This window comes from Streptomyces deccanensis (genome assembly GCF_022385335.1).
Classification (GTDB): Bacteria; Actinomycetota; Actinomycetes; order Streptomycetales; family Streptomycetaceae; genus Streptomyces; species Streptomyces deccanensis.
In genome coordinates, this window is record NZ_CP092431.1 from 4,814,639 (window position 1) to 4,838,041 (window position 23,403).

Genomic DNA, 23,403 nt, shown 5'->3' on the forward strand with positions numbered 1-23,403 from the left:
CGAGGAATTCGCGGGGAATTCGGGGATCTGGTCGCTGGGTGGCCGCGTCAGCGACCGGGCGCGCGGCGTCGCGGCCGCGTGATTGTCATCGGGGGGCCTTCCAGCGGGCGATGCCGCGGGCCGCCAGGTTCAGGATCATGATGAAGGCGATCAGCGTCAGCGACGCCGCCCACGCACGGTCGTACGCCGCTCCGGAGCCGCTGCTCTGCTGGAACTGCAGATAGATGTACATCGGCAGCGAGGCCTGCGGGTCGGAGAAGGGGTTCGTGTTGATGTAGTTCGAACCCCACACGAGCAGCAGGACCGGAGCGGTCTCACCGGCGATACGGGCGATCGCGAGCATCACACCTGTCGTGATACCACCGATGGCGGTCGGAAGCACGATTTTGAGGATGGTGCGCCACTTGGGCACGCCCAGTGCCAGCGAGGCCTCGCGCAGCTCGTTCGGGACGAGCTTGAGCATCTCCTCGGTGGAGCGGACGACGACCGGCAGCATCAGGATGGTCAGCGCCATCGCGCCGGCGAAGCCGGAGGGGCCCATGCCCAGGATCAGGATCCAGGTGCTGAGGATGAACAGACCCGCGACGATCGACGGGATGCCCGTCATGACGTCGACGAAGAAGGTCACGGCCTTGGCGAGCCGGCCCCGGCCGTACTCGACCAGGTAGATCGCGGTCAGCACACCGATCGGCACGGAGATGACGGCGGCGATGCCGACCTGCTCCAGGGTGCCGAGGATGGCGTGGTAGATACCGCCGCCGGGCTGAGAGGTGGCGACCACACCCATCGAGTGGGTGAGGAAGTAGACGTCGAGGACCTTCACACCGCGGCTGATGGTCTCCCAGACGAGGGAGGCCAGCGGGAGCACCGCGAGCATGAACGCGACCCAGACGAGGCTGGTCGCCAGCCGGTCTTTCGCCTGTCGCTTGCCCTCGACGCGCGCGGCGATGGCGAACGAGCCGAGGACGAAGAGGATGCCGGCGATCAGGGCCCACTGGATGGAGCTCTCCAGGCCGGCCGCGGCGCTGATGCCGAGGCCCAGCACGATCGAGCCGGCGGCGACCGCCCACGCGAACCACTTGGGCAGGGACGCGGCACGCAGCGTGCTCGGGCCCTTCGGGGTGAGAGTTGCGTTGCTCATGCGTTGGCCCCCGAGAACTCCTTGCGGCGGGCGATGATCAGGCGGGCCGCGCCGTTGACCAGCAGGGTGATGACGAACAGGACCAGACCGGAGGCGATGAGGGCGTCACGGCCCATCTCGGTGGCCTCGCTGAACTTGCTGGCGATGTTCTGGGCGAACGTGCCGCCGCCCGGGTCGAGCAGGCTGAGGTTGATCTCGAAGCTGGACGACAGGACCATCGCCACGGCCATGGTCTCGCCGAGCGCGCGGCCGAGGCCGAGCATCGAGGCGGAGATGACACCGGAGCGCCCGAAGGGCAGGACCGCCATGCGGATGACCTCCCAGCGGGTGGCGCCGAGGGCCAGCGCGGCCTCCTCGTGCATCCGCGGGACCTGGCGGAAGACCTCACGGCTCACGTTGGTGATGATCGGCAGGATCATGATCGCGAGCAGGATGCCGACGGTGAGCATCGAGCGGGGGGCGCCGCCCTGCCACTCGAGGATGCCGGTCCAGCCGAGGTAGTCGTTCAGCCAGCCGTAGAGCCCGTCGAGCTGCGGTACGAGGACCAGGATGCCCCAGAGGCCGTACACGATGGACGGCACGGCGGCGAGCAGGTCGATCACGTACGCGATGGGGCCGCCGAGCTTGCGCGGGGCGTAGTGCGTGATGAAGAGCGCGATGCCGACCGCGACCGGGACCGCGATGGCCATCGCGATGACCGACGAGACGACGGTGCCGAAGGCCAGGACCGCGATGCCGAACACCGGCGGGGAGCCGGTGGGGTTCCACTCGAAGGTGGTGAAGAAGTTGGCCTCGTCCTTGCTGATGGCGAGCGCGGCACGGTAGCTGAGGAACACGGCGATGGCCGCCATGATCACCAGCAGGAAGATGCCGGACCCGCGCGACAGGCCGAGGAACACCCGGTCACCGGGACGCGTCACGCCGCGGGCGGTTCGCTTGTCCTCGGCGCTCTCGGACGTCGGTGGGGTGTGGGGTGCGGGAGTGTCTTTGATCGATATGTCCATCAGGTTCTCCGGTCTGCGGAGCCGTCGCCGTGGGGGCGGCGGCTCGGGGCGGAGCCGCCCGCGGTGGCGGGAGACTCCTGGCGGCGGTGCACCGGACGGTGCGGCCCAGTCCCGGTGGGGGCTGGGCCGCACTCAGGTCAGCTCAGTTCCGAGATGGTCTTGCGGACCTTGGTGATGATCTCCTCGGGCATCGGGGCGTACCCGGCCTCGGAGAGCAGCGCCTGGCCGTCCTCGGACGCGATGTAGGTGAGGAAGGACTTGGTGGCGGGCAGGGTGTCCGCCTTGTTGCCCTTGTCACAGACGATCTCGTAGGTGACGAGGGTGATCGGGTAGGCGCCCTCGGCGGTGGGCTTGTAGTTCAGCTTCAGCGCGAGGTCCTTGCCCGTGCCGACGACCTGGGCCTCGGAGATGGCCTTGGTGGCGTTCTCGACGGTCGCCTTGACCGGCTCGGCGGCCTCGGTCTTGACGTCGACCGTGGCGATGCCGTCCTTGGCGTAGGAGAGCTCCATGTAGGAGATGGCGCCCTTGGTCTCCTTCACGCCCTGCGCGACACCGGAGGAGCCCTGCGCGGACTGGCCGCCCTTGGCCTGCCAGGCCTTGCCGCCCTCGTACTTCCAGCTGTCGGGGGCCGCGGCGATCAGGTACTTGGTGAAGTTGTCCGTGGTGCCGGACTCGTCCGAGCGGTGGAAGGCCTGGATCTTGAGGTCGGGCAGCTTCGCGTCGGGGTTCAGCGCCGCGATGGCCTTGTCGTTCCAGTTGGTGATCTTGCTGTCGAAGATCAGGGCGAGGGTCTTGGCGTCCAGGACCAGGTTGTCGACACCCGGGACGTTGTAACCGACGGCGATCGGACCGCCGACCATCGGCAGGTCGATGCCCTGACCGCCCTTGCAGATCTCCTTGGAGGCCGTGACCTCTTCGGGCTTGAGCGCCGAGTCGGAGCCCGCGAAGGCGACCTGGCCCTGCGTGAACGCGGTGATGCCCGCGCCCGAACCGCTGCCCTTGTAGTTGATCACGACGTCCTTGCAGGCGCCCTGGTACTGGGCCACCCAGGCGTCGATCGCGTTCTTCTGCGCGGAGGAGCCGTCGGCCAGCAGCTGGCCCTTGGCGTCGCCGCAGTCGATGTTGCCCGCGGCGGCCGTGCTCTCGCCCGTGCCGCTCGCGCCACCACTGGTGTCGTCGGACCCGCACGCGGTGAGGGTCAGGGCGCCGGTGAGGGCGACAGCACCGAGAGAAAGGGCGCGCAGCCGGTTCTTGCGCTGAAGCTTCACTTTCGGGGGTTCCTTCCAGGAGCCGCCGTCCACATGGCGGCGTGCGAAGTCGTCGTATCAGCCTCGGGACCCGTTCCACGGATGCCTTCGGTCCCTCAGACTGCTGTCGTCACGGGCTGCGAGGCCGCATTTCGGTCCACATCCCGCACCGGGTAAGGCCGAAATTAGGCAGATCAGGTGAAGCCGCCAATGGACGGAAGTGAACGGCGAGTGAACCCCTGCCGACAGTGCGGTGAGGTCACGGAACGCTTACGGGTAGAACACGTGAGGATCCCGACGCCACGCCGCCCCATCCCAGCCTCCTCACACTCCGCACTCACTCAACTACAGAGAGAAGCCATCCCCCACGACCCCCCACTCCACGCCCGCACCCCCCGAAAACCCCCCACCCCACTCCCACAAGCCCCCACCAAGAACAACGGCAGCCCAGTCCCCACCAGCGCCGCAAGAACCGCGCGACCAGCCACAACGCACGCACACCCGAACACACACCCCCACCCCCTCAGGGGCGCGAGGAACTGCGCGACCAGCCACGACGCACGCGCACCCGAACACACACACCCACCCCCTCAGGGGCGCGAGGAACTGCGCGACCAGCCACAACGGACCCGCAGCCGAACACGCACGCCCCCTGCCCATGAGGCGCCGGGGCGCAGCCCCTGGAGGGGGTTGAAGGGGCGCAGCCCCTGGAGGATGGGACGGGTAGGGGCGGCGGGGGCGGATCCTGGGAACCCGCACCCCACCCACCCCGTCTCGTTCCACGAACCCACGAACGGCGCACCGGGAGACCCACATGGAACGGCGCACTTTCCTCGGCGGCGCAGCCGCCCTCACCACCCTCACCGCCTCGGCCTGCACCACCCCCACCCCCACCCCCGGCACCCGCGCCACAGACATCACCCTCCGCACCAAGGCCACCAACGCCACCACGACCACCACCACCGGCCGCACCAACTGGTCCGCCCTGGCCCGAGACCTGGACGGCCCCCTCATCCGCCCCGGCGACAAGTCCTGGCCCACAGCCCGCCAGCTCTACAACACCCGCTTCGACACCCTGAAGCCCACCGCCGTCGCCTACGTCGCCCACCCCGACGACATCCGCACCACCCTCGCCTACGCCAAGGCCCACGCCCTCAAGGTCTCGATCCGCAACGGCGGCCACTCCTACGCCGGCTGGTCCTCCGGCAACGGCCGCCTCGTCATAGACGTCTCGAAGCTGAACAAGGTCCGCGCCTCCGGGAACGAGGCCGTCATAGGCGCCGGCTCCAAACTCATCGACGTCTACCGCGCCCTCGCCGCGAAGGGCGTCACCATCCCCGCCGGCTCCTGCCCGACCGTGGGCGTCTCCGGCCTCACCCTCGGCGGCGGCCACGGCGTCACCTCCCGCGCCTACGGCCTGACCTGCGACAGCCTCACCCAGGCCACCCTGATCACGGCGGACGGCAAGCAACTGATCGCCAACGCCACCACCAACAAGGACCTCTTCTGGGCCCTACGAGGCGCGGGCAACGGCAACTTCGGCGTGGTCACCGAACTCCGCTTCAGGACCCACCCGGCCCGCCAGGGCGTCACCGCGTACCTCACCTGGCCGTGGTCCAAGGCCGCCGCCGTACTGAAGGCCTGGCAGGAGTGGGGCCCGACCCAGCCCGACGAGATCTGGTCCTCATGCCATCTGGAGAACGGCGGCAGCCCGACCGTCGCCGTCGCCGCCTTCTCCCTCGGCACCTACGGCGACCTGGAGAACGCCCTCGACCGCCTCGCCGACCGCGTCGGCACCCCCGCCCGCAGCGTCTCCCTGAAACGCCGCTCGTACGAGGACGCCATGGAGGGCTACGCCGGCTGCGGCTCCTTCTCGGCCGACGCCAAGTGCCACCTCCCCGGCTCCACCCCGGGCCGCTCCCCGCAGGGCGCGCTGCGCAGGGAGACGTACGCGGCCCGCTCGGACTTCTTCGACCGCTCGATCTCCTCGGCGGGCGTCCAGACCCTGCTGACCCAGATCACGGGCGTGAAGGGCGGAGCCGGCAGCATCGCGCTCACCGCGCTCGGCGGCCAGGTCAACCGGGTCTCCCCCACGGCCACGGCCTTCGTCCACCGCCGTTCCCGGATGCTGGCCCAGTACCTCGCCTCGTGGAAGGCCGGCACGTCCGGCACGACCGCCCAGTCCTGGCTCGACAGGGCTCACAAGTCCATGTCCCGCCACGCCTCGGGCGCCGCCTACCAGAACTACACCGACGCCACCCTCACCCACTGGAAAAAGGCGTACTACGGCGAAGCGGCCCCCCGCCTGACCACCATCAAGAACCAGTACGACCCCACCCGCTTCTTCACGTTCCCGCAGGCCCTGTAGCCGCAGCCCCTCGAAGGGCCGCAGGCCCTGGAAGGGGCGCGGGGAACTGCGCGACAAGCCCCCACCGGACCCGCACCCGAAAACCAAGCCAACGGGGGTCAAAGGGGCACAGCCCCTTGAGGACGGGAAGGGTAGGGGCGGCGGGGGCGAAAGAATCCCGGGCGACCCCTCAGGCCGCCAGATCCCGCTCCTCCGCGGACGCCGACTCGACCCGCGCCCCCGGAATCACCGCACGCCCCCCGGCCCGCCCTCGAGCCCGCACGATCCACCCCACCCGAGGCGACCGCTCCACCGCCTTCATCAACGGCGTGAGCAGAGCCATGGCCAGCGGCGACAGCAGCAACGCGACCGCGGTCCCGAGCGCGAACCCCCCGATCACATCGGTCGGGTAGTGCACACCCATGTAGACCCGGATGAACCCACCCAGCAGCCCGATGACCAGCCCGACCAGCCCGAACTTCCGGTTGGCGACGAACAGCCCCACCGCCATCGCCATGATCAGCGTCGCGTGATCGCTCACGAACGAGTAGTCGGTCTTGCCGGAGACCAGCACCTCCAGCCCCTCGTGATCGAGAAAGGGCCGGGGCCGCTCCACGAAGCCGCGTATCGGCACGTTCACCAGCACGGCGATCCCGGCGGCGAGCGGCGCCCACATCAACGCGGCCACGGACGAGGCGGCATCCTCCCCGCCCCGCTTCCGCACGCCCCACCAGCACCACAGGATCAGCAGCACCATCGCGAAGAGGAGTCCGTACTCCCCCACGAACTCCATCACCCGGTCCAGCCAGTGCGGCGCATCCTTGGCCAGACCATTGATGTCGTACAGCAGCTCGACGTCGGGATTCGATCCGGATTCAGCGGCCAGTGAGGTAGCGGCATGCGCGGCGAGTCCAGCCATCGTGCTGCGGCCCTTTCGTCATCGTTCTCGCGACCGCACCGTACGTGCGCCGCGCTTTGCCACCCCCGTGGTGTACGTAGTGCTTCCGCGTGAGCGTCGACGCGCTACGTCAAATAGGAACGCACACTCTTTCTCAATGCGTTCCACCCTCCACTGAATGATCACTCAGACGTTATCGAAGAGAGACACGTCTGCGCAGCTCAGGGCAGTGGTTCACGGAGAATTACGGCGTTGTCAGACCGTCGTAGGCAGCGCTTTCGCGCCATCTTCGGTGACCCGGGTCGCACCAAAGTAGTCGGGGGTGTCAATCGGGTCGAATCGGATGACCGCCCCCGTCCGCGGCGCGTCGATCATGTATCCACCTCCGACATAGATCCCGACGTGCCTAATGGCCCGCGAGTTGGTGAGGTCGTCGGAGAAGAACACCAGATCCCCGGGCAGCAACTCGTCCCGTGACGGGTGCGGCCCCGCGTTGTACTGATCGTTCGCGACCCGAGGCAGCGTGATCCCCACGCTCTTGTACGCCGCCTGCGTCAGCCCGGAGCAGTCGAAGCGTCCGCCCTGCTCAGCGGTACCGGTACCGCCCCACAGATACAGCGTCCCGAGCTTCTTCTGCGCGTACGCGATGGCCCCGGCCGCCTGCTCGCTCGGATCGACCCGGCTCGTCGGAGCGGCGAAACTCTCCGACAGCGTGGTGATCGTCTTCACGTAGTTCTGGGTCTCCTTGTACGGCGGCACACCCCCGTACTTGATGACGGCGTACGCCCCCGCGTTGTAGGAAGCGAGCATGTTCGCCGTCGGATCGCCGGGTACGTCCTTCACGTACTTCGCGAGCGAGCAGTCGTACGAGGCGGCCGATGGAATCGCGTCATTCGGGTCCCAGACGTCACGGTCCCCGTCCCCGTCACCGTCCAACCCGTGCGTGGCCCAGGTCCCCGGAATGAATTGCGCGATCCCCTGCGCGGCGGCGTGGCTCTGCGCCTTCGGATTGAACCCGCTCTCCTGGTACAGCTGCGCGGCGAGCAGCGCCGGATTGATGGCGTCGCAGAGATTGCCCCATTTCTGCACGAGCGCCTGATAAGCGGCGGGAACGGCCCCCTTGGCCAGCCCGACCGACTTTCCCCCGATCCCGGCGGCGAGATTCCCGGCGACCAGATAGACGCCCACGACCAGCACCATCACGAAGGCGAGCCCGGCGCTGCCGGCAGCGATCACCACGATCCACGCCTTACGCACCGTCAACCGCCCCTCACCGCGCGCCAGTCCACCGCCAGCAAGTGTAGAGCGGCACCGGCTCCCGGGGAATGATCACTCAACGGCCACCACGCCATGACCGGATTGAGGCGATCGCGCACGGCTCCGCCAAGACCGGGAGTTCATCCACAATGTGATGCGAGCCTGTGAGGGAAGGCTCATGCAGCCGCACTGGCAGAACCCCTCCCCCCAAACCCTCCTCCAAGCGCTCCGACTCGACAAGGAACCCACTCGTGTCTGACATCCCCCCGGACCTCGACTGGATCCGCGCCGCCCCCGACGACGCGACCGGCCCCGGCCCTTGGATCGAACTCGCCTTCGGTGAGGGGAACGGCGAGGACGACCCCGAAGCTCCCGTCTACATCCGTGAGACGAGCGCCCCGGACAACGTCGTGACGACGAACCGCCGCAAGTGGGACGCGTTCGTACTGGGCGTCCAGGCAGGCGAGTTCGACCACTTCGTCGAGGGAGTCGAGGGGTTCGAGCCGACGATCCGGCAGCCGGAAGCCTGAACAGAGCGACACCGACCGGCCACCCGCCCCCCAGCAGACCAAACAGGCTAGAGAAGCTCGAAGACCCCATCCGCCCGAGGCCCGGCACTCGGCGTCATACGGCTCACGGCACCGGCCTCCACGATCAGCAGATCCGGCAGCCACTCCTCGTAGAAGCGGACATGCCCCACGACCCCTGCCGTGCTGGTGCGCGCCCCGAGCCGGCCCACCAGCCGCCGCAGATCGTCGAACTGGTCAGGATGCACCTCCTGCCGCACCGTCAGAGCCCACCCCCGCTCCCGCCCACACAGCTCCCCCACCAGGACGCCGCCGACCCGCCGGGCAGCCCCTCGCTGGGCCAAGAGCGGGTACGCGTACGCCCCTTGGCCCTCTCCGTCACCGCTGTCTCGGTCACCGTTGTCTCCGAACCGATCGTCGTCTCCCTCACCCAAATGCCAGCGCAACAGGGCGAGATCTTCGACCGGAAGGGACGCGGGAAGATCGAGACTGAGCTGAAGCTCGTAGTAGTCACCCATACCGGAAGGCTACGAGGGTGGGGGAATCCGCTGCCCTCAGGACTTGAACCCGATCACCCCGAATCCGGGTCGCGACTCCACGTGCCGCAGCCACCGAAGGACCTGCGTGACCGCCTCCACGACTTCCGGCTCCAGCGGCGGCGGCTCCGCGCCCGTCGCCTTCGTCGCCTCGAACTGCTCCAACGCCCGGAGACACTGCTCGTGCCTCCACTCACCGCAGCCCGGCATGTACGTCGACGGCAGCGGTGCCGGCAGACCTCCGTACCCGAACTCCTCCACGGACACCGCGGTGATCCCGAGTGCGCTCAACCCCTCGTCGACCACCGACAGCCAGTCACCGCGGTGCGGGGTGAAGCAACTGTTGTCCAGGAACGACCCCGTGAGGGAACACAGCCGCTTGTAGGCGTACCCGTACTGAAAGGCATGCTCCTCGTCCTCACCGAACGGCCCGCCATGCACGACCGCCCGCAACGCCTCGTACGCCGTCGGCGCCCCGTCCTTGATCTCGGACGCGAACCACTCGTCGTCCCGCGCCAGATCGTCCCCGAACTCGCCCCGCACGACATCCAACAACTGCTGGTCACCGGACCCGACGAGCGCCCGGGTGGCGGCCACATCCAGCAGATACACGCTCAGAGAGGAACTCATGCCCTCAACGTAGCGGCGGCCACTGACAACGCCTCAGACAACCCGGAGCGCGAACCCGCCTCACGGTGTCCACGTCACTCCCGCGGAGGGCGGGAAATCGGGATAGCCCTGGCCCGTCCACACCGCGCCCGTGACCTCGGTGCCGGGGTCGGCGAGAACCGGTGCGCACGTCTCGTACGAGGCGCCGGGCGGGAAGCTCTTGGTCTTCGGATAGGAGTCGCAGGCGGCGAAGGTCCCGATGACCAGGAGCTGCCGGGCGGCGGTCCCGTCGTCGAGCAGTCCGCCGGGCGGATCGACAGCCGCGTGGGAGAGATCGTTCTTGCCCGCGTTCTTGATGGTCGCCCGCACGTAGTACGGCGTCATCTTCTTGGCGTCGTCCTCCAACCCCAACGAGGCCACATCAGCCTTGCTGCCCTTCTCGATCCCGGTGACGGTGACCTCGAGAACGCCCGACTTCGTCCCTCCTCCGTAGCGGAGCAGAACCGGCTCCCCGAGCTTCGCCTTCGCCCCCGCCTTCGCCGTACCGTCCTCGTTCACGCTGGACGTGGGCGACGGCGCGGACGGAAGGGAAGGGGAAGAGGAGGCACTCGACACAGGCTTGTCGTCGGCGGGGCCCGCCCCGTCGCCGGAACCACAGCCGACGAGGCTGAGCAGGAGAAGGGCGGAGGCCGCGCCCGGCGCCGACAGACGACGAATGCGGGTCATCATGCCGGGCAGCGTATCTGTTGCGAGAATTGCCCCTGGCGGGGTGGTGCGACGTCGGCTCGCGCGCTCTCGGCGGTGTCGCCAACGATGGCTCACATGTCGATCTCGCCCTCCCAAGCGAATTCCAGCAGCGCCTTGGGCAGATACTCGGACTCGACCTCGATGGGGATGCCACGCTCGCGGGCGAAGCAGGCGATGGCGAGGGGGCCGAGGGCGACGAGGCTGTCGCTGTTGACGGCCCGTTCGTCGTCGGCGCTCCAGTACAGCTTGTGGTGTCGCAAGGCGTCCACCAATGCCTCGTTGAACTGGTCGTGGTCCCCGCGCAGCATGCGGTAGAAAAGAATGATCGGCGGTGACAGGAGATGCGTCATCACTTCCTGGTCGGCGTACTGGGCAGCATCCGGGCCGGTTCCGTCGACGGCCTCGACCAGCTTCGTGGAGACGCCCTCCTCGCGGAGCCAATGACGTTGCAGGGCCTCCACCCACGAGTAGATGTACTCGTCGAAGACCGCGCCCGAAGCACGCAGTAGCGACACCGGCACGCGGGCCAACTGCGTCAGACGCTCCTTGTCACGGCAGATCAGCGCCAGGTAGTACGAGTTGACCCAGGTTCCTGCGTTCAGATGGGACTGGGGGCCGGTGGCGGGGAGGCGCCAGTCCTTCTCCTTGATCCGACACACCACCGTGGTGCCCTCGTCAGCGACGGCGGCGGCGAACAACGCGGATCCCAGTTGCATGGCCGTGACCCAGGCCTCCCAGGTCTCGAACATCGTCGCTTCGGCATCCGCGGCACACCGCGTCTCAGCCAGGATCAGCGTCGACTCCATCACCTGCGCCCGGGCGATGTCGGATTCCTCGATGACCTCCAACAGCCAGGTGGCGGTCTCGTCGAGCGACCGGATACCCGAAGCCTTGTCGGCCATGGAGTGGTCGTGGCGAGGAATGCTCGTGACCACTGGTTTTCTCCCCATCAGTAAAGGTCGAAGTGCTCAAGCTTCGCACCAGCGTACGAGCCGGTACTCTCGTTGGCCTTCACCATGACGTACTTGAGTTTGCGGCCCACAAGCGCTCGCAGGATGTCACCCGCGATGTCACCGTTGGTCACCGTCTCCCCGGCGCTGTTGCGCACCGGATTGCCGGCGCTGTCCAGCGCCGGCAGTTCCGATTTCTTCTGCATCTCGCTGATGATGGTCAGGACGTAGTCCTGCGTTCCCTGTTTGACCATCCAGCCCTTTGCGGCACCGGCACCCTTTCGCCACATCAGCCCGCTCTGCGGTGCTTTCGCCTCCACTATCAGCAGACTTCCGTCGTCGAGCCGGTAGAGCTGGTCGAACATGTTGGCGCCGTTGGAGGTCTTGGGCAGGTCGATCCACTGAGCGTCCGGATACTTGTTCGGGATGACGTGCCGCGCGGCCGCTTCTTCGCCCAGCGCCTCAGATATGGAGCTGTTGTTCGGACGGTCCGGCATCGCCTGCCGAAACGCTTCCTGCGCGTCGGCAAGAGCCTTGGCATTCGCCTTCGTGGGATGCGCCTCGTACGCCTTCTCGGCAGCCGTGAGGTCCTTGGACAGCTGACGGTTCCTCGCCGCGTCCTCAAGGTGGTCGATCTCATGGGCGGGGGCGGACCCCCAGTCGTACGTCCCGTCGTCCGCCCAGCTCCGCTCACCCGGTTTGGACGGAAGAGAGTCCTTCGCGATCCAGTTGCCGTGCTCGTCCTTGGCCAGGATGGGCAGCGGGTCGCCGTTCTCGTCGGTCGCCTTGGTGCTCCAACGGTGGCCGTCCGAACGGTAGTACTTGTCGAACCAGGTCTTGTCGGGGTCGTTCGCCTTCCTGATCTGTTCCTCGACGATCTTCTTCGCCTCTTCCGGGGTCCGTTTCGGCGGCTGCTCTCCCTCGTCCGCGCCCCCGGCCCCGTCGTCAGCCGTATGCCCGGCCCCGGCGGCTTCATCGCCGGTCCGGCCCCCATCCCCAAGTGCGTCGTCACCGGTCCGCCCGAGATCGTCCAGGCCACCGCCACCCCGGCCGCCACCTGTGCCGCCCGTATCACCGCGGCCCACCGGTGGGTTCTCGCCGATACGGCCCCCGGAACCGCCGAGGCTGTCGCCCCCGCGGCCCCCCACCGCCGCGGTGTCCCCGGCCCGGGTGCCGGCACCGGCGCCCACCAGCTCATGCTCGCCGGCAGTTCTCGGTGCCCCGCCCTGCTGGCCCGCCCGCTGCTCCGCCGTCCGCTCGTGCCGGATGGCGTCCAGGGACTCCCGTACCGTCCCGTCCGCGTTGTGCATGACGAGGGTCTTGGTGTCGAGGTAGACGACCTCGCCCTCAGGGGTGCTCATGCGGACGGAGTTCTCGGGGGTGAGACCGGCCGGGAGGTCGTCCGCGATGTTCGGCACGTCGGCGATCTGGTAGGTGCCCTCGCCGAGCCTGATGTGCGTGCCGTTCGTGATCCCCCGCAGCCCGGCCATGACGTCACTGATCTTGACGGCGGTCCCGCCGATGCCCTTCGCGATGTACGTCATCGGGTCGACGATCCGGCCCGCCTTGCCCGCGAAGGAGATGGCCTTCGCGATCGCACCGGCCTTGCCGGTCGCCGCGACCGCTCCGCCCGCGCCGCCCGTGAAGATGGTGGTCACGACGTTGAAGGTGACCGCTCCGGCCGCCCGGGAGGGGTTCTTGCCCCACTCGTCGTACGCGATGAGCGCCTTGCCGGTCTCCACGACGGCCGTACGGGAGTCACGCAGCCAGGACGGGAGCTTGTCGTCGGGGGCCAGCCAGTACGCGGCGCCGACCACGGGGACGGCCGTGATGACGATGCCCGTGGCGAGCTTGCCGAGACCGACCCAGGCCTGGCCCGCCGCGTCCCAGCCGTTGAAGCCGACCAGGGTGCCGAGGCCCTTGATCGTGCCCCACACGCCGTCCACGACGAAGCCGACCGTGAAGTCCCAGGCGTGTTCGTGGATGTAGTACCAGGGGTTGGACTCCTCGACCGGGTCGCCCCACGGCAGACCACCGGCGTTGTTCAGGTCCTCGCCCCGGTAGCCGTACATGTTCTCTTTGTTCGACCCGTCGCCCACGACGAGCGGCTCCCCGCCGACCAGCGCGACGATCTTGTTGTAACAGGCCCGTTCGGCGGCCTGGAAGGCGGCCCAGGCCGCGTTCACCGCGTTGCGGCGGGCCGTGTTCTCGTCGATGAGGTCGCCGTCCGCCACCCAGTCGTCGTCGTCCGCGACGCGCCGTTCGAACGCCGCCGCCTCCGCGCGCAGCGAGTTGAGCCGGTCGACCAGGGGCCGGACCTCGGCCGCGTAGTCGAGCAGCGCCTTGGAGACCGTGCCCAGCTCGGTCTGCAGATCGTTGCCGGCCGCCGCGACCGGCGCGGTCGTCGCGAAGAGCTGGTCGGCCTCAGGGGCCTTGTAGAAAGGTTCCAGCTGTTTGAAGTTGGCATCGATCAGCAGACCCGCCGCACCGACCGCCATCCCGTCGAACGCGATGTCGCCGGCGTCCGTCTCCAGTTGCTCCAGATTCCCCGTGAACTCCGGTATCTCGGCCGAGACAACGGGCCTGTCCTCGCTCACGCCTACCCCCGTGGACGCCCTCGCAGATACGTTCCCTCAACTCGGCGCCCGGCCCGCACGTCTGACGCACCGACACAAGGACCCACACGGACACCCAGTCGATCATTTGTACCAAAATTGCGATCGCGATCCCACGCACTTCTGGCCAAAGGTCGCCCCTCCGGGACATCCGGCCCCCACACACGACCCTTACGTCCACATCAGGCACACTCGAACCCACCGAGAATCAACGGCGGACCAGGGTCGACATCCCGTCAGAAGCGGGACGAGCCCGGCCCCCTGAGGCCACAGAAGTGCAATAACGACGGAACCACACCACAGGTTCCGCTTGATCCTCATTGCCCGGCGTGACCTGCCGTGATACACAGAGTGACGATACGACCCTTCGTTTACCGTTCCGCGCCCCCCGTTAGGGTCCCGCACGGGTCGGCGGCAAGGGATCCGTACGAAACCCGCCAATCAATGACGCCAAGTCGACATACGGCAGCCTCATTGTCGGCGAGAATGGGCCCGACCTCTGCGCACCCGCGCGGAGGCGTGCGACGCGTACGCCGAGGCGCACACGTCGCACGACGCACGCAGACAACAGAACTACCCACTAGGGGCGGTGACTTACATGTTCGTAGCGGCCGACAAGGGCGACATCACCACCATCATCGGCGGAATCGCCCCCGACTGGGGGCCTTTCGGCGACCTGGGCAACGAGGCACGCGTGATGATCGAGGTCGTGATGGCGGTCGCCATCCTCCTCTGCCTCGGCATCGCGATCTGGGGTGCGGCCAAACAGCGCATCGGCGCGACCGCCCTCCGCGACACCTTCAGCGCCGAACAGGGCAAGGGCCTCATCATCGCCGGCCTCACCGGCGTCTTCATCATCGGCTCCTTGGGCACGCTCTTCACCATCGTGTACGGCATGGCCGTGTAGCGCGGCCGCCGGCACCCGCCCCGGCCGGGCCACCGGCCTCGCCCGGTCCCCCTCCCACCCCACCCGTCCGTCGTGCCCACCGGCTGAGGTTGCGTTTCCCTGATGTCGAGTCTCCACACCGCGCCCGCGCGGGAACCAGCGCGGCTACCGTCGTACTGCTACGCCTTTCGGTACGACGTCGAAGTTGAAGGGGCGACCGCGGCATGAGTCTCGGCGACGAGCACGGGTACCGCGAGTCCTCGCGCTCCGGGGACGACGGGGCGTACGGGGGGTACGCCGGCACCGGCCAGACCCGGACCCGCCTCCCCGACGGCGGCGGCGACCCCTACGGCGGCGCCCCCCGCCGCCCCCGCTCCTCCTCCAGAAGCCTCGTCACCATCGTCGGCGTGGTCGTCCTCCTCATCGCCGCGATCGCCTTCGCGAACCGCGGCGGCGGTGGCTCCGACACGTCGGGAGACTCCACCACGGACAAGCCGGAGACTGCGCCTACGGCGGCTTCGGGGGAGCGCCCGGTCACCACGAAGACCGACGGCATCCCCTCCGGCTTCGCCCACGACCAGCAGGGCGCCGAATCGGCGGCAGCCAACTACTCCGTGGTGCTGGTCTCGGCCGACATCCTCAAGCCCGCGCGGCGCGGTGAGATCGTGCGGCAGGTCTTCGTGGCCGAGAAGGTGACCGACCTGGAGGACAAGCTCAACAAGGCCTACGACTCGAACTTCCTGGCCGACGTGGGCTTGGACGCGGATGGCAACGCCCCCTCCGGTAGCACCTACGTCTCACGCACCATGCCGGTCGGCACCAAGACCACCAGCTACTCGGACGACACGGCGACCGTCGAGGTCTGGTGCACCGGCGTGTTCGGCATGGCGTCGGAGGAGACGACCAGCCCCGTCACCAGCGACTGGTTCACCATGACCCTCCAGCTGCGCTGGGCCAACGGTGACTGGAAGGTCGACAGCTTCGCTCAGAAGGAAGGCCCCGCGCCGGTCAACGGTGACAACAAGGTGTCGACGGCTGACGAGATCTCGAAGGCCGTCGAGGAGTACGGAGGGTTCACTTATGCCCGGTAGGTCGCACCACGTACTCAAGGTCACCGCGGTCCTCACTGCCGTTCAGACTGTGGCCGTTCTGCTGGCCACCAAGGCAGCCGCAGCACCCACACCTTCACCGTCGCCCTCTCCCTCGGACGACCGCTGTGACCTCATTGTCGGCCCCGCCAAGGACTACTGCGAACGAGGCGCCGGCGAGAAAGCCGACACCAGCACCCTCCCCAACGACGTAACCACCACCCTCGACCCCCTCTCCTCCCTGGCCCAAGGCTGCGCCGACGCCGCCTCCTGGACCGTCGACAAGCTCTCCGAAGCCGTCAACGAGACCGCGAACGTCGACTTCACGAACATGACGTTCCTGAAGCACTACGCGGTCGTGTTCGCGGCCTCCGCCATCCTCACGCTCGTGCTGTGGCTCCTCGCGGTTACCAAGCGAGCCGTCCGCGGCGTGCCGTTCACCACGGCGATCTCCGAAGCCGTGGGCTTCCTCTGGCTGACCGTGCTGGCGTCCGCCTTCACCCCGCTCATCCTCTACACCATCGTCTCCGCCACCGACGGCGTCAGCGACATCATCGCCAAGACCACCGGCAACCAGACGGACACGTTCTTCGGCACGTTCTCCGAGGCCCTGAAGAAGGGCAACGACATCGGCGGCGGCCCCATCATGCTGATCCTGGTGTCGCTGGTCTCCATCGTCGCCGCCGGCGTGCTGTACCTGGAGCTGTACCTGAGGGCCGTCCTCCTCTACGTCGGCGCCCTCCTCGGCGTCGTCGTCTACGCCGGCCTCGTCGACAAGGACCTCTGGGGCCACGTCCGCCGCTGGGCGGGCATCATGATCGCGATCATCCTGGTCAAGCCCGTCATCGTCATCGTGCTCGGCCTCGCCGGCGCCCTGACCACCGAGGACGGCCCCGACTCCCTCGCCGCGGTCGTCTCCGGCCTCGCCATCATCCTGCTCGCCATCTTCGCCTCGGCGATGATCTACCGCTTCGTCCCGGGCTTCGGCGACGAGATCGCCAACTCCCGCAACAACCGCATCATGCGCGGCGCGGAGGGCAAGGCCGCCGCCGTCATCAGCTCCCCCGCCACCCTCGTCGCCCAGGGCATCAAGACCCACAGCTCCCGGGCCGACAACAACGGCGGCGGAGGCGGAAGCAGCACCCCCCGCCCGTCCAACCCCGCATCCGGCGGCGTGGCCGCCCACAGCTCGCGCAGCGCGAGCGGAGGCGGCGGAACTGTCCCCTCCGCCGCACCCCCGCCCCGCACGAGCCCGGTCAACACCCCCCACGCCGGCAACACCCGCAACAGCAACCGCACGGGAGGTGAAGGGCGTTGACGACCGATTCCCACCATCTGTCCCATCCGATCACGCCCCGCCGTACATATCTGATCGGCCGCGCCCGGCCGAACGCGATCATCGGCCGGAACCGCGAGTCCGGCGAGATCGCGTTGATCATCGCGGGCGCGTTCCTCGGCATGATGTGCGGCCTCCTCGTCCCGGTGCTCGTCCCGCGCATCGCCCTGCTGACCGGCTTCCCGCTGCTGGCGCTGGCCGCCGTGTACATCCCGTACAAGCGGCGGACCTTCTACAAGTGGTTCGAGATCAACCGCAGTTACAAGCGCAGCCTGCGCAAGGGCACGACGTACCGTTCCGCCAACATGGAGGCCGGCACCCGTCTCGACGGCCGTGAGGTCGAGGTCGGCCCCCCGCCCGGCATCGGCCGCATCACCTGGCTCGCCGCGCCCTTCGGCCCCGACGAGATCGCCGTCCTGCTGCACGCCGACCGCCGGACCGTCACCGCCGCCATCGAGATCGAGGGCCCCGGCGTCGGCCTGCGCGACTCCGAGGACCAGGAAGCCCTCGTCGACCGCTTCGGCACCCTCCTCAAGCACGTGGCCAACGGCGACGGCTTCGTCACCCGCCTCCAGATGCTCGCCCGCACGCTCCCGGCCGACCCGGACGCCCACGCCAAGGACGTCGCCCAGCGCGGCGACGACCGCGCCCCCGGCTGGCTGCAGCAGTCGTACGACCAGTTGCAGTCCATGGTCTCCACCAGCAGCGAGCAGCACCGCGCGTACCTCGTCGCCTGTATGCACTACAGCCGCGAACTGGCCGCCGAGGGCCACGCCATGGCCCGCGCCGCCCGCCCGCACGGCCGCAAGCTGGACAAGGACGCCGGCCTCGCCGTCGTCATGGCCCGCGAGCTGACGGATATCTGCTCGCGCCTCCAGGAGGCCGACATCCGCGTACGGCAGCCGCTCGGCCAGGGCCGCCTCGCCTCCCTCATCCACTCCATGTACGACCCGGACCACCCCATCGACCACATCCAGGCCATGACCAAGCGCAACGCCTGGCCGGCCGAACTGGACGCGATGGAGCCGGACTACCTCCAGGCCAAGACCCGCGAGTCCTCCACCCGCGCCCCCTGGTGCCACGCCACGGCCTGGGTGAAGGAGTGGCCGATGACCCCGGTCGGCGTCAACTTCCTGGCGCCCCTGCTGGTCCACACCCCGGACGTCATCCGCACCGTCGCCGTCACGATGGACCTCGAACCCACCGAGGTCGCCATCGAACGCATGCTGACGGAGAAGACCAACGACGAGGCGGAGGCGTCCCGCGCCGCCAAGATGAACCGCACCGTCGACCCGCGCGACGTGGCCTCCCACTCCCGCCTCGACCAGCGCGGCGAGGACCTCGCGAGCGGCGCCGCCGGCGTCAACCTCGTCGGCTACATCACCGTCTCCTCCCGCTCCCCGGAGGCCCTGGCGCGCGACAAGCGGACGATAAGGGCCTCGGCCGGCAAGTCGTACCTCAAGCTGGAGTGGTGCGACCGCGAGCACCACCGGGCCTTCGTCAACACGCTCCCGTTCGCCACCGGAATCCGAAGGTAGGGCCATCGCGATGCGGGACCATCCGATCCAACCGCACCTGGAGGTGAAGCGCTGATGAGGGACCCGATCTCCGCCCTCACCGACGCCTTCACGTCCTTCCTCTTCGGCAAGGTCGAGACGACCCGCCTCCCCGTCCGCACCTCCACCGGACAGGCCCAGGCGGTCTACCTCCCGACCGCCGCCCCCGGCCTCGGCGACTCCGGTGTGATCATCGGCCGCGAGGTCTACTCCGGGAAGGGCTACATCTACGACCCCTTCCAGCTCTACGGCCAGCAGCTCCCCGCCCCGCACTGGCTCGTCCTCGGCGAGTCCGGCAACGGCAAGTCGGCCCTGGAGAAGACGTACGTCCTGCGCCAGCTGCGCTTCCGCGACCGCCAGGTCGTCGTCCTCGACGCCCAGGGCGAGGACGGCGTCGGCGAGTGGAACCTCATCGCGGAGGAGCTGGGAATAACTCCCATCCGCCTCGACCCGACGGCCGCCCTCGACATGGGCATCCGCCTCAACCCCCTCGACCCCTCGATCACCACGACGGGCCAGCTCGCGCTGCTCCGCACGATCATCGAGGTCGCGATGGGCCACGGCCTGGACGAACGCTCTGGCTTCGCCCTCAAGGTCGCGCACGCCTACGTCAACGAGACGATCGTCGAACGCCAGCCGGTCCTCACCGACATCGTCGAGCAACTCCGCCACCCCGAGCCGGAGTCCGCGGAGGCGATGAACGTCGCCATAGACGACGTACGGGCCTGGGGCCTGGACGTGGCGCTGGTCCTGGACCGCCTGGTCGACGGTGACCTGCGCGGCATGTTCGACGGCCCGACGACCGTGGGCATCGACCTCGACGCGCCGCTCATCGTCTTCGACCTGTCCCACATCGACCGCAACTCCATCGCCATGCCCATCCTCATGGCGATCGTCGGCGTCTGGCTGGAGCACACCTGGATCCGCCCCGACCGGAAGAAGCGCATCTTCCTGGTCGAGGAGGCCTGGCACATCATCAACAGCCCCTTCGTCGCCCAGCTCTTCCAGCGCCTGCTGAAGTTCGGCCGCCGGCTCGGTCTGTCCTTCGTCGCCGTCGTCCACCACCTGTCGGACGTCATCGACGGCGCCGCGGCCAAGGAGGCCGCGGCCATCCTGAAGATGGCGTCCACCAGGACGATCTACGCCCAGAAGGCGGACGAGGCCAGAGCGACGGGCCGGGTCCTCGGCCTGCCCCGCTGGGCGGTGGAGATCATCCCCACCCTCACCCCGGGCATCGCCGTCTGGGACGTCAACGGCAATGTGCAGGTGGTCAAGCACCTCATCACCGAGACCGAACGCCCCCTCGTCTTCACCGACCGCGCGATGACCGAGTCCTCCGTCGACCACCTGCTGGACGACGACGCCCTGCGCGCCGCCGAGCTGGAGGCGGAGGAACGGGCAGCCGCGTTCGTCGAACACCAACTGAGCGAGGTCGACGGCTACGGCTCCTCCGAGTCGACGGTGGCTTGAACGGGACCATCGATGAGCCGGAACGAGCAGGGGCAGGGCGGGAGAACGGCGTGAACGGCGGCGAAGGAAACGGCGTGTACGGCGGAGGAAGCGGCCTGAAAGGCGTGTACGGCGTGTACGGCGGCAGAGGAATCGGCGTGTACGGCGGCGAGCGGTGAGACCGGACGACCGGCGCCCCCAGCAGGGCGGTGGCGGCATCCCCGACGGGCTGCTGATCGCCCTCCTCGGCTTCCTGGTGAGCCTGACCCTGCTGGTCTGGTCGGCCACCGGCCTGGCCGGCCTCTTCGCCCACGGCGCCTGGCCCGACGGCGTCACCTTCACCCGTACGCCCCTGGCCGTACGCAGCCTGGTCTCCGCCCCGCAGGACCTCCCCGCCGCCTGGCCGGACACCCCCGCCGCCCAGCTCTCCGGCTACGGCCTCTTCTGGGGCCTCCTCATCAGCCAGCTCATGGTCCTGCTCGTCCTGACCGTCTTCACGATGGGCACCCTGGCCCGCTGGCGGGCCGTACGGGCGAGGGAGAGAGCGGCACGAGCCCAGAGGCAGGGCGGACCTGCGACGGACGCCCCGCCCCCGCACCCCGACCACGACACCGCTCACCCCCGGGGCGCGGCCCACGCCCCCGTGGAGCAGGCACCCCCGGCCCAGCCGTACACCGGCGCCCCCGTCCGGCACGAGGCCCCGCCGCCCGGGTTCGAGACCCCGGACCCGGCGACCTCCTCCGCATCGGTCCCCGAGCCACGTCACAGCACGCCCCGCACACCCGCCGCCCCGGCAACCCCGGCGGCTGAGGCCGGCGCGCCCCCCACGCCCGCCGGATCGGCGGCCACGTCCCTCGCGCCCCCGGCCGGCGCGTACGCCACCCCGCCACGAGCCGCGACCGGCGGTACGGCACCCACCGGAGACCAATCGGCCACCGGCACCGGCTGGGCGGACTCCGCCCCCACGGTCGTCCTGGGCCCCGCCGACACCCGTCGCCCGGTCGCCGCGCAGGCCGTACGGGACGCCGAGGGGCCGGCCCTCGTCGTCACCTCCGACCCCGCGCTCTGGGCGGACACGAAGGACGCCCGCGCGAAACTGGGCCCGGTGCTCCTCTACGACCCCTCGCACCGCTGCGACACGCCGGCGCGCCTGCACTGGTCACCCATCTCCGGCTGCGAGGACAAGCCGACGGCACTGGCCAGGGCCACCGCCCTCCTCGCCCCCATCCGCCCCACCGCCAGGATCGACCAAGCGGTGGCGGACACCGCGGAGACCCTCCTGCGCAGCTACCTCCACGCCGCCGCCATAGACAACCGCACCATCCGCCACCTGCACCGCTGGGCCCAGGGCAGCAACGTCCAGGAAGCGGTCCGCGCCCTGCGGACGAACCCCAAGGCGGCCCCCGGCGCGGCGGGCGAACTGGAGTCGGCACTCACCTCGCACCCCGAACGCCGCGACATGGCCCAGCAGTTGACGGCCCGCGCCCTCTCCGCCCTCTCCACGGTCAATGTCCGAGAGGCCTGCGCCCAGAACCGAGCCGACGCCCTGGCGCTGGATTCCTTCGTGCACGAGGGGGGAACGCTCTATGTGGTCGGCGACCCCATCGAGGACCCCAAGGCGAACCCCTCCGCGATGCCTCTCCTGACGGCCCTCGCCTCAAGCGTGGTCGAGCGCGGCCGGCGCATGGCCGAACGGTCATCCTCCGGCCGCCTCGACCCACCACTCACCCTGGTCCTTGACGACGTGGCGGCCGTGGCCCCCCTCCCCCAGCTCCCCGCCCTCCTGACCGGCGGCACCGACCAGGGCCTCCCCACCCTGGCCCTCCTGCGCTCCCGCGAACAGGCCAGATCCCGCTGGCCGAACGCGGAACTCCCGCTGCCCTGACCCGACCGGACGGGACTAGGGAGCATCCCCGCCCGAGCCGGATCCAGAGCCGGATCCAGAGCCGGATCCAGAGTCCGAGTCCGAGTCCGGCACCGCGTACCCGGCCACGGAGGGCCACCGCACGGTCAACACCACCGACTCCTCCTCGGCGACCCAGGAGTGATCCACCCCGCGCCCCCAGACGACATAGTCGCCCTGGCGCTCCAACACCACGCTACGACCGGGGAAGTCGACCCGGAACCGGCCGCTGATCAGCACCTGCAGAGCGGTCCGTTCCTCACCCCGGACCCACTGGGCGCGCGTGTCACCCCGTGGATGCACGCCCCACTTGATCTCCACCGCCTCACTCCGCCGCGGATCCCCCTCCGCCTTGAAGTGCCCGAGCAGCCAACCCCGGTCCAGGGCCGCGTCCTTGCCCGCATTGCCCACATACACGCTGTCGTCCATGCCGCCGAACGCTAACACCCACGCCGCCGCGCCCCACGCCTACGCCGGCCGCAGCACGTACTCCAACTCCCGCCCCTCGTCCCCCTCGACGGACACGCCACTGGCCTCGAAACCGACCCGACGGTAGAACGCCTCTGCCCGCCCGTTCCCCTCGTTCACGAACAACCGCACCCGCTCGACCCCGGCCTGCCGCGCCCACCCCACCGCGACCGCGAACATCGCCTCGCCCACGCCCTTCCCCCGATGCCCGTCCCGCAGGAACACACCCACCAGATGCGCCTGCCGCCGCTCGACGTTCCCACCGAAGAAGTCCCGCGTCCCGGCCTCCTCCACGAGCACGGTCACGGTCCCGACCCACTCCCCGGCACCGCTCTCCACCACGAACTGCCGCCGCTCCCACACCCCCTCGGCAGCGTTCTCCGTCCGCTCCTGCCAGAACCCGTCAGGCCTGGCCGCAGCCTCCTCGTACGTCTCCAGAAACGCGAGACGAGCCACCGGGTCCCGCAGCGCGACCAGCCGCAACTCCCGCACCTGACGCCATTCCTCGGCACGGACGGACCGGATCCGGTACCCCTCGGGCAGAACAGGGCTCTCACCACGCGCAGGCAGCTTCATACGGGCCACGGTAGTACCGGAGCACTACGCCCTTCACCGAATTTAATGACAGCCCGGTGTGGACCCTTAAACGCAGAAAACCCCTGCCGGTCACCCGGCAGGGGTTTTCTCAATATTTGTTCGGCGGCGTCCTACTCTCCCACAGGGTCCCCCCTGCAGTACCATCGGCGCTGTAAGGCTTAGCTTCCGGGTTCGGAATGTAACCGGGCGTTTCCCTCACGCTATGACCACCGAAACACTATGAAACACTCAACCGCACCACG

At 69.0% G+C, this 23,403-nt stretch carries 21 protein-coding genes and 1 rRNA gene; 9 read left to right on the forward strand and 13 right to left on the reverse strand.

The features are described 5' to 3' along the window. Window positions 1–85: 85 nt before the first annotated feature. From pstA to pstS, 3 genes are all read right to left on the reverse strand, one after another. Window positions 86–1,141 (reverse strand): phosphate ABC transporter permease PstA, encoded by a 1,056-nt coding sequence (gene pstA, locus L3078_RS21485; protein WP_239755629.1) that lies wholly within the window; start codon window positions 1,139–1,141, stop codon window positions 86–88. Beyond that, a complete protein-coding gene (pstC, locus tag L3078_RS21490; protein WP_239755630.1) occupies window positions 1,138–2,145 on the reverse strand; it encodes a phosphate ABC transporter permease subunit PstC in 1,008 nt (335 codons plus the stop codon). The genes pstA and pstC overlap by 4 nt, the downstream gene beginning before the upstream one ends. A gap of 137 nt (window positions 2,146–2,282) precedes the next feature. Beyond that, complete coding sequence (gene pstS, locus L3078_RS21495) at window positions 2,283–3,413, reverse strand: phosphate ABC transporter substrate-binding protein PstS (protein ID WP_239755631.1); 1,131 nt, start codon at window positions 3,411–3,413, stop codon at window positions 2,283–2,285. A gap of 793 nt (window positions 3,414–4,206) precedes the next feature. Between pstS and L3078_RS21500 the strand changes: the two genes are divergently transcribed. Beyond that, the gene (locus L3078_RS21500; protein ID WP_239755632.1) at window positions 4,207–5,760 is read left to right on the forward strand and encodes an FAD-binding oxidoreductase; all 1,554 of its coding nucleotides are present in this window, start codon (window positions 4,207–4,209) and stop codon (window positions 5,758–5,760) included. 169 nt (window positions 5,761–5,929) lie between these two features. Here the strand turns inward: L3078_RS21500 and L3078_RS21505 are convergent, their stop codons facing one another. Together L3078_RS21505 and L3078_RS21510 are read right to left on the reverse strand one after the other, a co-directional pair. Next, on the reverse strand, window positions 5,930–6,658 hold the full coding sequence (locus L3078_RS21505) for a phosphatase PAP2 family protein (RefSeq protein ID WP_239755633.1): 729 nt from the start codon (window positions 6,656–6,658) through the stop codon (window positions 5,930–5,932). A 234-nt stretch (window positions 6,659–6,892) separates the two neighbouring features. Further along, a complete protein-coding gene (locus L3078_RS21510; protein ID WP_033525062.1) occupies window positions 6,893–7,900 on the reverse strand; it encodes a C40 family peptidase in 1,008 nt (335 codons plus the stop codon). 245 nt (window positions 7,901–8,145) lie between these two features. On the opposite strand from L3078_RS21510, the gene L3078_RS21515 reads away from it, so the two are divergent. Next, a complete protein-coding gene (locus tag L3078_RS21515; protein ID WP_239755634.1) occupies window positions 8,146–8,424 on the forward strand; it encodes a DUF397 domain-containing protein in 279 nt (92 codons plus the stop codon). 47 nt (window positions 8,425–8,471) lie between these two features. Here L3078_RS21515 and L3078_RS21520 read toward each other — a convergent pair whose 3' ends face one another. The 5 genes from L3078_RS21520 to L3078_RS21540 form a co-directional block, all read right to left on the reverse strand. Next, the gene (locus tag L3078_RS21520; protein ID WP_239755635.1) at window positions 8,472–8,669 is read right to left on the reverse strand and encodes a hypothetical protein; all 198 of its coding nucleotides are present in this window, start codon (window positions 8,667–8,669) and stop codon (window positions 8,472–8,474) included. 306 nt (window positions 8,670–8,975) lie between these two features. Then, window positions 8,976–9,587 carry a DUF7691 family protein gene (locus tag L3078_RS21525; protein ID WP_239755636.1) on the reverse strand — a complete coding sequence of 204 codons (612 nt, stop codon included), beginning with the start codon at window positions 9,585–9,587 and terminating at the stop codon, window positions 8,976–8,978. Window positions 9,588–9,647: 60 nt separating this feature from the next. Beyond that, window positions 9,648–10,295: a hypothetical protein gene (locus L3078_RS21530; RefSeq protein ID WP_239755637.1), complete on the reverse strand. Its 648-nt coding sequence runs from the start codon at window positions 10,293–10,295 to the stop codon at window positions 9,648–9,650. Window positions 10,296–10,384: 89 nt separating this feature from the next. Further along, complete coding sequence (locus L3078_RS21535) at window positions 10,385–11,215, reverse strand: immunity 49 family protein (protein ID WP_239755638.1); 831 nt, start codon at window positions 11,213–11,215, stop codon at window positions 10,385–10,387. 47 nt (window positions 11,216–11,262) lie between these two features. Then, window positions 11,263–13,860, reverse strand: a complete 2,598-nt coding sequence (locus L3078_RS21540) for a hypothetical protein (RefSeq protein WP_239755639.1) — start codon at window positions 13,858–13,860, stop codon at window positions 11,263–11,265. A gap of 616 nt (window positions 13,861–14,476) precedes the next feature. On the opposite strand from L3078_RS21540, the gene L3078_RS21545 reads away from it, so the two are divergent. The 7 genes from L3078_RS21545 to L3078_RS21575 all read left to right on the forward strand — a co-directional run bounded on the left by L3078_RS21545 (window position 14,477) and on the right by L3078_RS21575 (window position 22,078). Continuing rightward, a complete protein-coding gene (locus L3078_RS21545; protein WP_033525053.1) occupies window positions 14,477–14,785 on the forward strand; it encodes a hypothetical protein in 309 nt (102 codons plus the stop codon). A 203-nt stretch (window positions 14,786–14,988) separates the two neighbouring features. After that, the gene (locus tag L3078_RS21550; protein ID WP_239755640.1) at window positions 14,989–15,855 is read left to right on the forward strand and encodes a DUF8175 domain-containg protein; all 867 of its coding nucleotides are present in this window, start codon (window positions 14,989–14,991) and stop codon (window positions 15,853–15,855) included. Then, window positions 15,845–17,170, forward strand: coding sequence for an energy-coupling factor transporter transmembrane protein EcfT (locus L3078_RS21555; RefSeq protein WP_239755641.1), 1,326 nt, complete (start codon window positions 15,845–15,847; stop codon window positions 17,168–17,170). Before L3078_RS21550 ends, L3078_RS21555 begins: the two co-directional genes overlap by 11 nt. Continuing rightward, window positions 17,167–18,726 (forward strand): SCO6880 family protein, encoded by a 1,560-nt coding sequence (locus L3078_RS21560; RefSeq protein WP_239755642.1) that lies wholly within the window; start codon window positions 17,167–17,169, stop codon window positions 18,724–18,726. The genes L3078_RS21555 and L3078_RS21560 overlap by 4 nt, the downstream gene beginning before the upstream one ends. Window positions 18,727–18,780: 54 nt before the next feature. Next, window positions 18,781–20,214, forward strand: a complete 1,434-nt coding sequence (locus L3078_RS21565) for an ATP-binding protein (protein ID WP_239755643.1) — start codon at window positions 18,781–18,783, stop codon at window positions 20,212–20,214. Further along, window positions 20,211–20,372 (forward strand): hypothetical protein, encoded by a 162-nt coding sequence (locus L3078_RS21570; RefSeq protein ID WP_239755644.1) that lies wholly within the window; start codon window positions 20,211–20,213, stop codon window positions 20,370–20,372. Before L3078_RS21565 ends, L3078_RS21570 begins: the two co-directional genes overlap by 4 nt. Then, the gene (locus L3078_RS21575; RefSeq protein ID WP_239755645.1) at window positions 20,369–22,078 is read left to right on the forward strand and encodes a type IV secretory system conjugative DNA transfer family protein; all 1,710 of its coding nucleotides are present in this window, start codon (window positions 20,369–20,371) and stop codon (window positions 22,076–22,078) included. Before L3078_RS21570 ends, L3078_RS21575 begins: the two co-directional genes overlap by 4 nt. A 15-nt stretch (window positions 22,079–22,093) precedes the next feature. On the opposite strand, the gene L3078_RS21580 is transcribed toward L3078_RS21575, so the two are convergent. The 3 genes from L3078_RS21580 to rrf all read right to left on the reverse strand — a co-directional run bounded on the left by L3078_RS21580 (window position 22,094) and on the right by rrf (window position 23,375). Continuing rightward, entirely contained in the window at window positions 22,094–22,525 is a 432-nt protein-coding gene (locus tag L3078_RS21580) for a cupin domain-containing protein (RefSeq protein ID WP_239755646.1), read from the reverse strand. Window positions 22,526–22,564: 39 nt separating this feature from the next. Beyond that, window positions 22,565–23,140 (reverse strand): GNAT family N-acetyltransferase, encoded by a 576-nt coding sequence (locus L3078_RS21585; RefSeq protein WP_239755647.1) that lies wholly within the window; start codon window positions 23,138–23,140, stop codon window positions 22,565–22,567. A gap of 118 nt (window positions 23,141–23,258) precedes the next feature. After that, a 5S ribosomal RNA gene (rrf, locus tag L3078_RS21590) occupies window positions 23,259–23,375 on the reverse strand. Window positions 23,376–23,403 lie beyond the last annotated feature (28 nt).